Genomic DNA, 15284 nt, shown 5'->3' with positions numbered 1-15284 from the left:
TGCTGCCTCTAATTTAAATTCAGCACTAAATAATCGTCTTGTTCGTTTTGTCATGATGTCACCTATCCATGTTAAGAGGTGATGATATCACCTCTGAGTAGGTGGCCAAATTTAATGTACCACTACAAACATCCCTTTATTTATGGTAAGAAAATACGCCGTAAAATAAGCAACTATGATCAAATTATTACTCACTTTTTAAACCAGAACCATTATTAGTAACGACTAGTCATTCCCATTCGGTTCGACATGTCGTCATCCATACGACCACCTTTCCATCCACCTTTACCAAGTAAGTTGAGAACATCACGAGCGTTATATTCATCGGCTAAAAAGAAATCGTAAGATATATCGATACGAATTTGGTGTAGTTCAGTATTATTTGTTAAATCCAGCGCATTAGGATCAGCAAACAAAGCGAATGCTATCTGTTGTTGACGTTTGCAAAGTGACTTTATATTGGCTTCTACTTGTCCAATCGTGAAATAATCACGGCTTCCGTAACCTTTTAATAAGATAGGCGAAAGGATCTTAATAACTTTTTTTATTCTACGGCGTTGGATATATCGAAACATGATCCCTCAACTTGCAATGTTATATATGGATAATTCGCTATATCCAGATACATTACAAGCATAACAAATCAAGTCAAACCCTGTGTTGGCTAGTTAGTCATTAATAACTAAAACTTACAATTTGTAACACTGCACCCTGTCGTAAGGACAATGCTAGATGCTAAACAGTAAGAATATCGATGTTAGTAATATAAAAAAGCCCCCAAGTAAACTTGAGGGCTTTTTTGTAGCAACACCAATTAATGTACCACTTCAGGAACAGGGAAAATCTTATCGTAAATCAGGTTATAAACATAAGCATAGATTAAGTAGAAAAGAACCATACCGATATCCAGTATAAATGCTTCCCAAATCGACACCTTTAATACCCAAGATAAAATAGGAATAGTGACAATTAATAATCCAGCTTCAAAACCTACACTATGTACTACACGCTGCAACGATGTTTTCTTAAGAGTTTTATAGCGTCGTACCATTAACTTATCAAACCAGTTATTATAAATGTAGTTCCAACCTGTAGCTAAAAATGAAAACGCAATGCCAACTGCTCCAACATGATCAGAATCATAGCCAAATTGACTCAACACACCAACTAAAAGCACTAATCCAATAATTTCAAAACAAACAGCATGACGAATACGATCAAAACGTGTTCTCATCATATACAACCTCAGTACAACTTTTTTATATTTTACAGATACCTAAAAGGAATATATGAATTATAAGCATTATTCTAAGGCTAACAAACTAGATACTATCCGAAAAACGGATAGTTATGCGATTATTTCATAAGATCAGCAGCCCTACATTGCGCTTTACCCATTAAATCTATCCTATTAACGACATGGTGCTTTGTCGCTTTCTGTAAGGTATTTTTCTCTGTTTGTAACTGTTCAACTTGTTCTCGTAGCTTATCAATAAGTTCTTGAGAGCCTTGTTGTTTTGATTCATTTTGCTCTAATAATTTAAACAGCTCTGCTACTTCTTGGGCGTTTACATCACTTTTGTGCGTAATTTCATCAATTGATTTTTGGTGTTGTTCTAGCTCACTGACCAGTTGTTTGACAAAAGATCCCATCTCATCAGCCGATCCAGCTAAGCGATTAAACATCAATAAAAATTCACATACTTGTTCATTATGAGAAAAATTAGGGTAACGGATTTTATGATCTATTTCCGTCCAACCTTCCTCAAAAATTGTTCTAACCTGGACTTCAGTAAAAACAGTATGGTTTAACGGCTGTGAACCAAAGACATAATGTAATGACCGATATCCCGCAGGATGAATCTTAACTTCAACATCACTCGGTAATTCAGTAAAGACCTTATCGTCACCATTACGGACGTAATAAATTGGTGGCTCAGCATTTTTCCATTCTTGGCAGAGATAATCATGAACCGGTAAACAATCTTCTTTAAATAAATGCAGCGCACGTACACCTATTAAATCAGTCACAATACGGTCGTAATTAGTTGGGTTAATACCGACATATTTTTGTTTAAATGTGGGAGTATTTGCTTGGGTTTTACGAACAATCTTTTCCATTAAATGCTGCGGATCTTTTACCCGCCAGCGAACGGAATGTACATACTGACAACGCTGAATAATACGCGCGTACATTTCAGCCGTTTCTTTTAATTGTTCAATATTGGCTTCATGATTAAGACCAATTTGATGCAATGTCGGCCAATCAACCGAACTGGCTTGCCATTCTTGTTGGCTTATACGGTTTGCACTTAAAAAAGATGCTTCGGTTAAATCTGCAATGCTCATTACTGCCTACTCTCTTTACGATGAATAAGCGTAATTCTATTAATTATAATTACGCTCTATTATCCTAAAATATGCCTGACAAGCTTATTAAGCAAACTGTATTTTATTCGAAAAATGAAATCTTAAGAAACAAGCAAATAACTGAACATCTATATACAGCAACTAAACTATGACACTTGACTATAAACAGATTTAATATGGCTCTCGAAGTGATCTTCTACCGATTCTGCAGCTGCAAAATGAAAAAAAGCATATTTGGAAACCTCAGAAAAGACGCAATAAGGTTGACGCTGTCCCATATCAACATAAAGCTCATTTTTTGCTTCGCTATAACCCACTTTACGAATTGCGTTAGACTCAACAGTAATCCAGTTAATCATTATAGTGACTCCATTCATTCACGACTTTATTACTGGCTTTAGTTTGAAGAAAGGCTCGGCTTTTCGCCAGTACTCGACAAGCTAAATAAAGTAATTATTTTAAAATTCAGTGATGGATCACCCTGCACTATTGATGAATTTTATGATTAGAAAAATAAAAAGCCGACAAATGCCGACTTTTGGATAATTGCTTAATTTACCTCTAGCTTAAGTATATAAGTGTCGCTCACTCATCAATCCTTTCCATAAGCTCACGCACGTTATTACCAGAATAAAGCTAAACGGTAACGCGGTAATCACCACTCCAGACTGCAATGCTTCTAATGCTTGAGCACCACCAACCCATAATAAAATAGCAGCAATAACACCTTCAATCGTTGCCCAGAAAATACGTTGTGGTACTGGCGCATCTAATTTACCACCAGCGGTTATACTATCAATAACTAGCGATGCGGAATCCGATGATGTCACAAAGAATACTAAAATAAGTACAATCGAAATCACAGATAACAACAGGCTCATTGACATCGCATCAAATACATAAAATAAAGTAAGAGATAGATCTTGTAGGCCATGTAATCCCAACTCTCCTACTTTTGACGCTACTTGCTCTACCGCAATACCACCGAAGACAGAGAACCAAGTCATCGTTACTAATGTTGGAATACAGAGAACGGCAAAAATAAACTGTCTTACTGTTCGTCCTTTAGATACTCGAGCGATAAAGATACCCACAAATGGCGCATATGAAATCCACCATGCCCAATAGAAGATAGTCCAACCATGACGCCATGTATCATCAGTACGACCAATAGGATTGCTTAGTGCAAAAAAGTTCTTCGCATAAGCCATAAAGGTATCTGGTAATGAATGTTTAACGACATCAAAACCCAAAATTGCTACTAAAACTAATAATCCAAACGCAATAACAATATTGATATTACTTAAAAGTTTAACCCCGCCATCAATGCCTCGTATTACAGAGAAAATCGCGATTGATGTAACAAAGGCAATAATACCGAACTGCAACCCTAAGCCGCCGTGAGTACCAAAAACATAATTAATACCACTCGCCGCTTGTTGCGCGCCTAATCCTAAAGAGGTCACTAAACCAAATAAAGTAGAAACAACAGCAAGAATATCAACAGCATGGCCTAACCAGCCCCATGCGCGATCACCAAAAATAGGGAACAACAAAGATCGAATTGATAACGGCAAGTTCTTGTTATAAGTAAAAAAGGCTAACGCTAATGCTGCTACTGCGTAAATAGACCAAGCGCTGATCCCCCAGTGGAACACACTACCCGCCATCGCTAGTTGCTTAGCTTCCGGCGTCAGAGCCTCTACATTAAAAGGCGTCCCAAACCAGTTAGTGAAATAAGCCGTTGGCTCTGCAACACCAAAAAACATGATACCGCTAGCAATACCTGCTGCAAATAACATTGAACTCCATGACAATGTTGAATGCTCAGGCTTTGCCTCTTTACCACCGATACGAATTTTACCTAGCGGTGAAAGCATTAAGAATATACAAAAAACTGCGAACGTATTAACAGCCCACATAAAGTAGCTATCAAACTGCTCCATAATACCGTTTCGCGTATTATTTAATGCCGTTTTTGCTGTCGCAGGATCGACAACTAACATCACAGCAATAAATAGCAAAATTAATATCGCACTAATACCAAACACCGGTTTGTGAATATCAAAACCCCAGCGCTGAATATTATCTTGTCCAACTTGATAATCCGTCGTTTCTATACTGTATTTACTACTTACTTTATCCGTCGAAGTATTCAAAAAATCCTACCTTGTTATGTAAACCTAATAATATTTATTTAGAGCACTAAACAATATTTCGCCGCAACCATAACAACAGAGAGGATAAACAACAAACAATAACAGCAAAAACGGGTTATAAATTACATAAAACTGACAAATAGCAGTGTCTTATTATTTTTTACACGAAGTATTTATTGTGCAAATAAATCATAACGATGACGGTTAACAAGAACACTGTGGTTTACAGCCCATTCATTATTGAATAGGCAATGATTTACTGTGCTGTATTTAAGGTTAAGTGGATATACACCCTTTAACGCCCAGCAATGAATACGGGGGTTCTACTCTGCATTAACTTGAAATGGCACAAGCCAACACCTACTCCCCATATAGCCGCACTGATCCCTAACAAATGAATACCTGATAAAGTTATCAATAAAGTAAGTATCGCTGACTCTCGGTATTCATCGGCAGAAAATGCATTAAACAAGCAGCTAATTAAGGTAGTTAATAAAGCAAAGCCAGCAAGAATATCGGCTAATCCCTCAGGTAAAGATACGAAAATAGCGACCACAATTGATGCCCAAATACCCACTAACATATAAAATCCACCAGCACAGATAGCAGCTTTGTAGCGATCACTATGCTTACCATCAATATCGTCATTCATACAAATAGCGGCACTTATTGCCGCAAGGTTCAACGTGAAGATCCCACAAGGTGCAGCAATCATATTCACTAAACCTGTTCCTAAAAATACTGGGCGAACGGGTACTTTAAATTGAAAATTTTGAAGTACAGCAAAACCTGCAATATTTTGTGACAGCATAGTTATTAGATATAAAGGAATAGCGATATTAATGATCGGTTGAAAATGAAAACTCGGCGTTAACCAATAGAATGTTGGCATTGCCATATGGATTGCAGCGGTATTTAAGGTATTGGAATACAGCGCAATGCCTACAGAAGCAAGTAACGTCAGCAACATCGAATATCGAGCCATAAATCGTTTCGTGATTATATACACACTAAACAACACCAAAAACATGATTGGATGAGTGTCTATTTGCGTGAATCCACTTAAACAAATAGGCAATATGACGCCACACAATAACGCTGAAGTTATTGGCGATGGGATACGTTGCAACGCCAAAGCAAGTGGACGAATTAACCCAGAAATAAAGGTCAATAAACCACATACAATAAATGCGCCAATGACATCTGCCGAGCTGTACCCCTGCACAGCTGTGATCAAAAAAGCAGCGCCGGGAGTAGACCATGCTGTTAATACTGGTACTTTGAAATAAAAAGAATAGCCGATAGTGGTTATACCCATAATTAACCCCAAAGCGAACAACCAGCTATTAATCTGCCACTGGGCTAACCCCATTTCTGTTAAGGCATGAATAACTAAAATAACAGACGAGGTGTAACCGACTAAAACAGCAATTGTTCCAGCTGAAATATGACTTAAATTAAATCTCAGATCGTTCATTTTCTACTCCTTAGTACAATGCTATCATGTGCGTTATAGCGCACGATACAGATAGGTTTATTTGTACGTTATAGCGCACAGACGGAACCTTATCATTGTGCGTTATAGCGCACAACAGGAAAATTGATGAACGAAGACATTTTTAAAGCCAGAATATCGAAACATTTAAAAGCATTGCGTGAGAAACAAAAACTTAGCCTAGATGCAACATCAAAGTTAACGGGTGTATCCAAAGCCATGCTTGGACAAATAGAGCGTAAAGAATCTAGCCCAACCGTGGCAACCTTGTGGAAGATATCGAGTGGTTTGAATTCATCATTCACTGCTTTTTTTAGTGATCAAAATGATACTGATGGACGGATCTTTCCAGCCGATATCGATATGCATGTGAAGACGTTAATCGCTTATGATCCTACGGTTAAATTTGAGATGTTCGAAATCACACTAACCCACTTTCATACCCAACATTCGTCACCACACAAGGTTGGAACCATTGAGCATTCTGTTGTTACTGAGGGAGAGTTAGGTGTGTATGTTGATGATAAATGGCACTATTTATCCAAAGGTGAAAGTATTCGATTTGAGGCAGATAAACCTCATGACTATCGCGCAGTGACAGAAACCGTTATATTTCATAACATCGTTTCTTACTCAACAGTCATGCATGAAGACTAGATTTATATTCATATAAAAAGAGAGTAAACAGTTGTTCACTCTCTCCTAAACACTTCATTGCCCAATTATTAGCTTAACTAGCAGCTTGTAAGTATTTATCACGCACGAGATCATGCATTTGTTTTACAGCCATTAAAGATAACCAAACCAACTCATAGGCTGCTTGCTCATTAGTCGGTTTATCTGAAGTCATTGGTATATTTGTTTCATCAAAATAGGGAAGCTCAATGACTTTTTCACCTTGAATGCTTGAAATCAAAGCGTCCATTGCACGATTAATCGTCCCTTCCCAATCCGTTAGACTATGTATTGTGGTTCCATTTCTCGCAAGAGGAATAAGTAAGCATAGATAGTGAGACAGCAAACGATAATGACTGAGCATCTCTTCATAGTATTGAGGATCACGGCGTGTGAAACGAGGCTCATTCTGCATCTCATTATAAATCAGCTCCAGTCCCCGCTCTTTGGACATCATATCCAAACGTTGTTTACCAAATTGAGTGGGCTCAATCTTATTACTTTCAGATTGAAGTTCCTCATAACACATTAAGAATAAGGTTTTAGATGCTTGAAGTGCTTTAATCGATTGAGCGTGGATCTCTTTTCCTCTCCATTGTGGCCAAAGTAAGCTGTAGCCCACTAATACTAAAGAGCACCCAATAAGGTTATCTATCATTCGAGGAACAACAATATCAATGCCACTGTTAGCGATAACTTGGAACACCAACACCAACATCGCTGTAATACAACCAACCGCAAGTGCATAATTTTTAAGAATATTAAACATCGCAACTGTCAGTAGTATGGTTAACAGTATATAAACTTGGAGATCAGAGATACCAAGGAAAATCAACCCAGTCGCAAATAATAAACCTGAGCCTGTACCAAGCCATCTTTGCCATATTTTACTTCTGATCGATGAAAAACTCGGTTGGATAACCATTATAATTGAAATAAATACCCACTCTGGATGCGCTAAATGAAATGAGTCAGCAATAAAAGCACCCAAGGTGAAAATCATCGAGAAACGCGCTACATGTCGCCATATTGGATTATTTTTCTTTGGCCAATGCCAAGCTAATTCAAAAGGTTGAATTTCAATTTGTCTTTCGAACGTTGGTTGTTCAAGTTCAATACGACGAGAGAGGTATTTAATACTTGCCGCCCAGTAACGAAACCGTGTTTGATGATTTAACTCTGCTTGAACTGCCTCTATTAATTGATCTGCAATGGCAATACACGATTCTGCAGGGAGTATAACTTGTGTATGTTGAAGCGCTTTCGCTTTACACAATAACCTCTGCTGACAATTTTCACTCCATTTCAACAACAGATTACGTTTCTCTTTATCATGTTGAAACTGACTGATCAGATCTTTATTTCTGGTATGGCAACTTATCAAACCTTCAAAAATGTCAGCGGCAATAAATAACTCTTGTTTTAAAGAATTTACATCGTTTTTTGATAATAGAAATGACTCTGATTGAACGGCTTGCTCAAACAATTCAATCAATTGATATTTGGTTTCTATTGCTTTTTTCTCGATATCTTCACCCAATAAAAACTGGGTTCGGTGTTTAAAAAACGCATTAAGCTGATCGTAAATAGCAATTAAACCGACTTTTAGCGCATAGTGTTTCCATAATGCAAACCAAGCCCAACTGAATAAAGCAAAACCTAATGGACCTAAAACCAGCATCAAATAGGAATACATGTCAGCTTTTGAGTTATGCAGTGACAAGGCCATAACAGTAATCAATAAACTAGAGATACCCAACCGCCCCCAAAACGGACCATTAAGGGCACAGCCTGCCGCTAATATCGATAACACCCCATAAATAACCCACAATGGAATAGCACAAGTAAGCATAAAATAAGACAATAACAACGCACTAATCCACACCACTGATGAGATCAAAAAACGCGCCCAACGTCTCGGTCCTGCAATATCTAACCCACTAATTAAAGCGGCAGGTAATGTCATTAATGCCGTCATTGCATAATTGACTTGTCCAGAAATTAGACCAACTAAAATAATCAATAACATTGCACTGAATGCACGAAAACCAAAGTTAACTGAGGGGGTATACCAGATATTACGGACGACGGAAGAGAGCATTAACACACCAGAACATATCACTTACATGATTGGTTAACCTATCATGATTATGTCGTTAAAACGATATCGCATATGTAAACTTGTTTACCTATTTACAACCATAAAAAACAATAGCTATATATAAAAATAGCCCTACATTTATTATGTTTTTATAAAGTATAGGGCTCTAGGTTTAACCACTCTATGCAGTTATTTTAATCGGGGATAATAACTTACAGTTAAGGTTATAACTTTCGACCCAAGCGTTTCTCGACTTGCTTTTTCTCCCATTCAGGACCGAAAATATTAAGGACTTCAAACGCACTAAGCGCATGGCTCACAATACCAATCCCCCAGCCCAGTGCAGGCCATACCGCCCACCAATAACCAGGGCTCGTAAAGTAATTAATTACGAAGAGTGCACTTATGACTAATACGTACGTAGTTAGATTCGAATAAAATCCTTTAATACCTTTAACATAGTTAAGCGCTTTTTTTTCGTCTTCTGTGACACTGATTTCTTTATTCATTGGCGGCTCCATTTGAAGGTCTGATACTTGTATTTCAAACACAGCAGCTAAAGATTTGAGTGATTCTAGCCCCGCTTTTTGTCCTTGCTCAATACGTTGAATCGTACGAATACTTAATCCACTTAATTGAGAAAGTTGCTCTTGAGACCAACCACGTTGTAATCGTAATTTTCGAATAATCATTACAAATCCTTTTTGCTACTTTCCGCCAAAGCCTAACGATATCTTATCAAAAACATCACGTCACAAGCCTGACATAAACACGACAACCTTTATTTATCAGCAAGTTAAAATTACCAATGAAATAAAATAATTTTTCTTCACAGCTAATTTGACGTTTTTGACACGCAACTAACCGTTATCAATAATACCTATTTTAAAGTCTTCATTAACAAGTTCACTCCCAAAGACTCTGCTTACATCACTCTTTCCAACTTTCGTGAAATAGCTCGTATTATTATGTAAAAGTGGAACACTCAAGTATGCACTCATATACGATGCCTACTAACACAAGAAAGTCGAAAACTTAACAAGGAATCGTTATGAGATTGGCATGTATCCTCATGTTCACACTATTAATTTCAGGGTGTATTAACAGAGATGAAATTTACGCTAACCCACCTGCTAAATTAACAGAGAGCATTAATGCTATTCTTCCCGCAGCGACAGAATATGTAAAACAACAAGAGAAAATCGCGCAAGAAAAAGGTCAACCACTGAATGAGCAAGCATTAGCTATTGCCAAACGTATCGGTATTAAACACCCAGAAAAAGTGCATGTTTACTACAGCAACACACTTCCATTCCCTACAGATCCAACATTAGCACAACTGGCCAAAAAATCAGGTTATGCGGGTCCTAACATGGCGGGATACACCTATGGGTATGGTATTTGGATCAAAAATAAAGAGCGTGATAATCGTGAGCTATTAGCCCATGAACTTATTCATGTTCGTCAATTTGAACAACGCGGCGTACAAGAGCAAATTCGCCAGTACTTGATGCAAATTTATATCTACGGATACAACAGCACGCCTTTAGAGATCGAAGCATACTCTGAGGCGAAAAATTATATTTAATTTTCACTCTTGCTATCAAAGACAATTTCAGGAAGCCAAATTAGGGCTTCCTACTCTTCTTTACACTTGTGATGGCTCAATACATCCATATTTTTGCTTTTTTCAGCAAGATACCGTTACTCTGTAACATACGGTAGAATAAACAAATTACAGATGTAGACGTATAGAGATCAGCACAACATGAAACGTATTCCAACCAACATTATTACTGGCTTTTTAGGTGCCGGTAAAACAACTGCAATCCTTTCTCTGCTTGCTCGTAAACCTGAAAATGAAAAATGGGCAATTCTTATCAATGAGTTTGGCAATGTTGGCGTCGATGGCGCAATTCTCGAACAACAAGGTGCCATTATCAAAGAAGTTCCTGGTGGCTGCATGTGCTGCGTCGCTGGATTACCCATGTCTGTTGGTATTAATGCCCTACTGGCGCAAAAACCTGATCGCTTACTGTTAGAGCCAACAGGATTAGGTCATCCAAAGGAAGTGATCAACAAGCTAACTTCTGGCATGTATGCAGATTACGTCGATTTACGTGCCACCATCACCCTTGTTGACCCTCGTCACTTTGCTGATAGTTTCTATACTGATAATGAAAACTTCCAAGATCAGCTTGCTCTTGCCGACGTTGTCGTTGCTAACAAGATCGACCAATGTGATGACTACGATCTTTTCACTTTCCAATCAGCGATTGAACAAGCAGAGCCAAAGAAAGCCTTAATCGGTGAGGTAGAACTCGGTAAACTAGAACTAGAGTGGCTTGATATTCCACGTATTGATCGTGCTGCACAACATAGCCATCACCATCATCACGACGATCACCACCACGATATTGCTCCAGAGCCAGAAATTGAGCTATTACCAGGGCAGCAATTCATACGTAAAGAAAACCACGGTCAAGGATTCCACAGTTGTGGTTGGTTCTTTGCCGCTGATCAACATTTTGAATTTTCAAAGCTTTTCAGTCTATTCTCAAGCTTAAATGCGAACCGTGTAAAGGCTGTCGTAAATACTGAAAATGGTTGTTTTGCCTTTAATGTTGTCAACCAAGTGGTATCGGTTAACGAACTATCACTCGAAGGTTTTGAATCCCGCATTGAAGTGATTGATAATGAAGTTTTACCTTGGGATGAGCTTGAACACATTCTTTGCTCTATTATTTTGCCTTAAGCAAACACCATCAGGATCACTCATCAAACAAGCAAGGTTTAATTGGTTTGACCTACTAGAGTAATAGCAGGAATAAACGATAAAAAAATGCTAATTTATTAAATGGAACTTATAAAAACACAAGGGAGCACACATGCTAAACCCTAGCACTGCAAAAGCAGTCATCGATCATGCGCTATTTTTAGGTGCCGATTTTGCCGAACTCTTTGTTGAACATCACCAATCTAACTCTGTGCAGTTAATTTCAGGTGAAATCGATAAAATCAACTCAGGGATCGACTTTGGTATTGGTATTCGTCTATTTTTCGGATTTAAAGTTCTGTACGGCTACACCAACAGCACAGACGAAGAAGAGTTGAAACGCGTTACTAGCCTACTGGCAGCAAAAGATAAACGTGAACAAATTTTATCTGCTGGAAGTTTGAATTTAAACCGATTTTCCAATAAACACAGTTGCCAGTTACCATTAAGCCAAGACGCTAATATGGCAGCAAAAATTGCGTTTCTTCGCCAAGCAGATGAAGCGGCTCGCGCTGAAAATGAAAAAATTAGTCAGTTCATCGGTAACATTGCTCAACGTGAACAACAGATTGAAATCTTCAACTCTGAAGGTTTGCACATTGGGGATACTCGTCATTATACCCGTATTTCTGCTAATGCCGTCGCGCAAAATGGTAGCGAACAATCCACTGGCTATGAAGCGCCTGGCGCATTCACAGGTTGGGAATTTAATAGCAAGGTCAATCCAGAGCAGTTAGGTCAAGGTGTGGCTAAACAAGCGATGGTTAAACTGTTTGCTGATGCTTGTCCGTCTGGTGAAATGCCAGTGATCATCGGTAATGGTTTTGGCGGGGTGATCTTCCACGAAGCGTGTGGTCACTTGCTTGAAACCACCTCCGTTGCGAAAAAAGCCTCTGTTTTCTACGATAAAATGGGCGAAACCATTGCTAATTCAGTCGTGAACGCAGTGGATGATGGCACGATGGTAAACGAATGGGGCTCTATCAATATTGATGATGAAGGCATGGAAACCCAACGCACTCAGCTCATTAAAGACGGTAAACTGACTAGCTTTATGGTTGATCGTATGGGTGGTATGAAAACAGGCTTTGCTCGTACAGGCTCTGGTCGTCGTCAATCCTATAAATTTGCGCCAACTTCACGTATGCGTAATACCTTTATCGAACCCGGCGATAGCAGTCTTGACGATATGCTAGCGGGTGTTGAGCGCGGTATTTACGCTAAGAAAATGGGGGGTGGTTCAGTTCAACCCGGTACAGGTGAGTTTAACTTTGCAGTGCAGGAAGCCTACCTTGTTGAAAACGGTAAAATCACTAAACCTTTAAAATCTGCAACTCTAATTAGTACTGGTCCTAAAGTATTAAAAGAAATCAGCATGGTTGGTAATGATTTTGCCCTTGCGGCAGGTATGTGTGGTTCTGTCAGTGGTTCAGTACCAACAACTGTGGGTCAAGCTGCATTGAAAGTTGATAATATTCTTGTGGGAGGTGGTAACTAATGGCTGATCAAAATAAATTACAGCAGGCCATCGACCATGTGCTTGAGCGTGTAACTCAAAAAGGCGCGAGTGCCGATGTGATTGCGAATCGTAGCAATAACTTCTCGCTTAAAGCCAATAATGGCGAGCTCGATGAATACAAGGTAACGTCAGGACAAGTGATTGGCGTCCGCGTGGTAAAAGATCAGCGTATTGCCACCAGCTATTCTGAGTCATTAGATCCAACGAGCCTTGATCTAATGGTTGATAACGCGCTATTGAACGCCGAATATTCACAGCAAGATCCACATCAAACCATTAGCTGTATTGATAGTAAAATCAGCACAGATTTAAGTGAGATTTATCAAGATGATGATGGCGATGTAGATCAAAAGATCGCTCTCGCCCTATCACTAGAGCAAGGTGTAGTAAGCAAGCCTGACGCTAAAAGCGCGCCATACAATGGCTTTGCTGAATCAGACGCCCATGTGATTTTAGCCAATACTCAAGGTACGCTTTGCCATCACAGTGAGCGTTCGACCTACTGTTATGCTTACAGCTTAATTGAAAAAGACGGCAAGCAAGCGATGCATGGCGGTATGTCATCAGGTCGTAAGTTCAGTGAGTTAGATGCTAACTTCTGTATTAACTATGGCTATGACATGGCAAAAGCCCTACTCGATGGTACACCTATCGCTACCAAACAATACCCTGTCATTTTCACCCTAAGCTCACTTAGTAGCTTATTCGGTGCATTTGGAATGTGTACTTCTGGTCAAGCTGCAATGAAAGGCATTAACCCTTGGCGTGATGCGATTGGTCGCCAAGTGGCGAGTCCACTTATTACCATCACTGACAAAGCTTATATTGAAGGCGGTTTTTCTATTAAAGCCTTTGATAGCGAAGGTTTTGCCACTCGCGATACTGTTCTAGTCGGTGAAGGTCAACTAAATAGCTTGCTGCACAATAGCCATACCGCGAGTTACTTCGGGATCGAAAACACCGCGAATGCATCACGTTCGGCAAAAGGTGGATTAGGTGTTGGCTCTCGTCACACGGTTATTTCTGAAGGTGTGAACAGCATTGCTGAAACCACTGCAGGTGAATATGTAGAGCTTGTTGAATTGCAAGGCGTTCATTCTGGCGCTGATGCTATCAGTGGTGATTTCTCATTTGGTGCGAGTGGTTTCTTATGCCGTGATGGTCAACGTATTCAAGCAGTACGTGGTATTACGGTAGCAGGTAACTTCTACCAAATGCTCAAAGAAATAGACGCGGTAAGTAATGTATTAGAACACGATTACAATCGAAGCTTCTATGCGCCAAAAATCCGTTTTGCTCGCCTAAATATTGCTGGTAAGTAAATAAACCGATAAAACCTTGCGAATGTTTACTTGTTCAAATAAGTTATTCAGACGTAAGGTTTTATTTTATCTAACAATAAATATTAGCCTTTCCCCTAACCTATCAGCTTTGTAGTGCTTACTTATAGCGTAACTCTTAATGCTATTGGCACTGATTACTTACTTAAGATCTTTTGGACTTCAAAAATGTTAGATAGGTGTCCGCTACTTTAAGCCTTTGTTGCCAACAAAACCCCACAGGTTGCTAAAAAGCCACCAGAGAACTTGTTAAGTAACTTTTTCACTTTCTTTCCCTCAAATACAAAACTTACCCTTGACGTAATACAAGCATAGAGACTTAGTGCCCCACCGACAGATATCGTCGAAATCATAAAAATAATAATAACGTCTGATAGTGAAGTTGACTGTAGATCTATAAACGCGGGAAAGAACCCCATATAAAACAATATCGCTTTGGGGTTAGATAAAGTCATTAACATACCAACAGCCACACTTGAAGTTTTTATCCCTTTATCATGAACTCGTGTTGATGTTACAGAAACATCAGAAGTCCATGTGACATAAGCCAACCAAAAGAGATAGGTAATTCCTACATATTTTATGACGATAGCAAACTCACCCATAACGTTTGCAACCACAGATAGACCCGACAAAGCTAGAAAGATAAAGATGTAATCAGCCAGTACCACTCCGAGCACAACTAATAAGCCTTGTTTCCAACCATAAGTAAGAGATCTCGATATAACAGCGAGCACACTTGGTCCCGGAATAGCGGCAGATAGAAGCATCGCAAGAAATAGTGCAATACCCGTTGCTATAGACATAAACCATCCTTTGATTTAACGCCTTACTAAATGGCGAGCAATA

General features: G+C 39.0%; 14 protein-coding genes. 5 read left to right on the top strand and 9 right to left on the bottom strand.

What is annotated here, in order from left to right; genetic code table 11:
* Positions 1 to 215: 215 nt before the first annotated feature.
* The 6 genes from C9J40_RS12145 to C9J40_RS12120 form a co-directional block, all read right to left on the bottom strand.
* Positions 216 to 575 (bottom strand): DUF6559 family protein, encoded by a 360-nt coding sequence (locus C9J40_RS12145; protein WP_107207855.1) that lies wholly within the window; start codon positions 573 to 575, stop codon positions 216 to 218.
* A 239-nt stretch (positions 576 to 814) separates the two neighbouring features.
* On the bottom strand, positions 815 to 1234 hold the full coding sequence (locus C9J40_RS12140; RefSeq protein WP_107207935.1) for a PACE efflux transporter: 420 nt from the start codon (positions 1232 to 1234) through the stop codon (positions 815 to 817).
* 122 nt (positions 1235 to 1356) lie between these two features.
* The gene (locus C9J40_RS12135) at positions 1357 to 2349 is read right to left on the bottom strand and encodes a RelA/SpoT domain-containing protein (RefSeq protein WP_107207854.1); all 993 of its coding nucleotides are present in this window, start codon (positions 2347 to 2349) and stop codon (positions 1357 to 1359) included.
* A gap of 167 nt (positions 2350 to 2516) precedes the next feature.
* On the bottom strand, positions 2517 to 2729 hold the full coding sequence (locus tag C9J40_RS12130) for a KTSC domain-containing protein (RefSeq protein ID WP_107207852.1): 213 nt from the start codon (positions 2727 to 2729) through the stop codon (positions 2517 to 2519).
* 207 nt (positions 2730 to 2936) lie between these two features.
* Positions 2937 to 4529, bottom strand: coding sequence for a BCCT family transporter (locus tag C9J40_RS12125; RefSeq protein WP_107207851.1), 1593 nt, complete (start codon positions 4527 to 4529; stop codon positions 2937 to 2939).
* Between the two features lie 295 nt (positions 4530 to 4824).
* Positions 4825 to 6006, bottom strand: a complete 1182-nt coding sequence (locus C9J40_RS12120; protein WP_107247024.1) for a benzoate/H(+) symporter BenE family transporter — start codon at positions 6004 to 6006, stop codon at positions 4825 to 4827.
* A 126-nt stretch (positions 6007 to 6132) separates the two neighbouring features.
* Between C9J40_RS12120 and C9J40_RS12115 the strand changes: the two genes are divergently transcribed.
* On the top strand, positions 6133 to 6681 hold the full coding sequence (locus C9J40_RS12115) for a helix-turn-helix domain-containing protein (protein ID WP_107207849.1): 549 nt from the start codon (positions 6133 to 6135) through the stop codon (positions 6679 to 6681).
* Between the two features lie 73 nt (positions 6682 to 6754).
* Here the strand turns inward: C9J40_RS12115 and C9J40_RS12110 are convergent, their stop codons facing one another.
* Positions 6755 to 8806: an FUSC family protein gene (locus tag C9J40_RS12110; RefSeq protein WP_369918965.1), complete on the bottom strand. Its 2052-nt coding sequence runs from the start codon at positions 8804 to 8806 to the stop codon at positions 6755 to 6757.
* 218 nt (positions 8807 to 9024) lie between these two features.
* On the bottom strand, positions 9025 to 9492 hold the full coding sequence (locus C9J40_RS12105; protein WP_107247021.1) for a 2TM domain-containing protein: 468 nt from the start codon (positions 9490 to 9492) through the stop codon (positions 9025 to 9027).
* Between the two features lie 359 nt (positions 9493 to 9851).
* Here C9J40_RS12105 and C9J40_RS12100 point away from each other — a divergent pair, with 359 nt between their 5' ends.
* The 4 genes from C9J40_RS12100 (at position 9852) to C9J40_RS12085 (ending at position 14417) form a co-directional block, all read left to right on the top strand.
* Positions 9852 to 10388, top strand: coding sequence for a DUF4157 domain-containing protein (locus tag C9J40_RS12100; protein WP_233217750.1), 537 nt, complete (start codon positions 9852 to 9854; stop codon positions 10386 to 10388).
* A gap of 180 nt (positions 10389 to 10568) precedes the next feature.
* Complete coding sequence (locus C9J40_RS12095; protein WP_107247019.1) at positions 10569 to 11555, top strand: GTP-binding protein; 987 nt, start codon at positions 10569 to 10571, stop codon at positions 11553 to 11555.
* A 133-nt stretch (positions 11556 to 11688) separates the two neighbouring features.
* On the top strand, positions 11689 to 13074 hold the full coding sequence (locus C9J40_RS12090; protein ID WP_107207845.1) for a TldD/PmbA family protein: 1386 nt from the start codon (positions 11689 to 11691) through the stop codon (positions 13072 to 13074).
* Complete coding sequence (locus C9J40_RS12085; RefSeq protein ID WP_107247017.1) at positions 13074 to 14417, top strand: TldD/PmbA family protein; 1344 nt, start codon at positions 13074 to 13076, stop codon at positions 14415 to 14417. The genes C9J40_RS12090 and C9J40_RS12085 overlap by 1 nt, the downstream gene beginning before the upstream one ends.
* Before the next feature lie 209 nt (positions 14418 to 14626).
* Here the strand turns inward: C9J40_RS12085 and C9J40_RS12080 are convergent, their stop codons facing one another.
* Positions 14627 to 15241 carry a LysE family translocator gene (locus tag C9J40_RS12080; protein WP_107247015.1) on the bottom strand — a complete coding sequence of 205 codons (615 nt, stop codon included), beginning with the start codon at positions 15239 to 15241 and terminating at the stop codon, positions 14627 to 14629.
* Positions 15242 to 15284: the final 43 nt, after the last annotated feature.

Origin of the sequence: Photobacterium sp. GB-72, assembly GCF_003026095.1 — a bacterium.
Classification (GTDB): domain Bacteria; phylum Pseudomonadota; class Gammaproteobacteria; order Enterobacterales; family Vibrionaceae; genus Photobacterium.
This window is presented reverse-complemented; position numbering and strand designations above follow the sequence as displayed.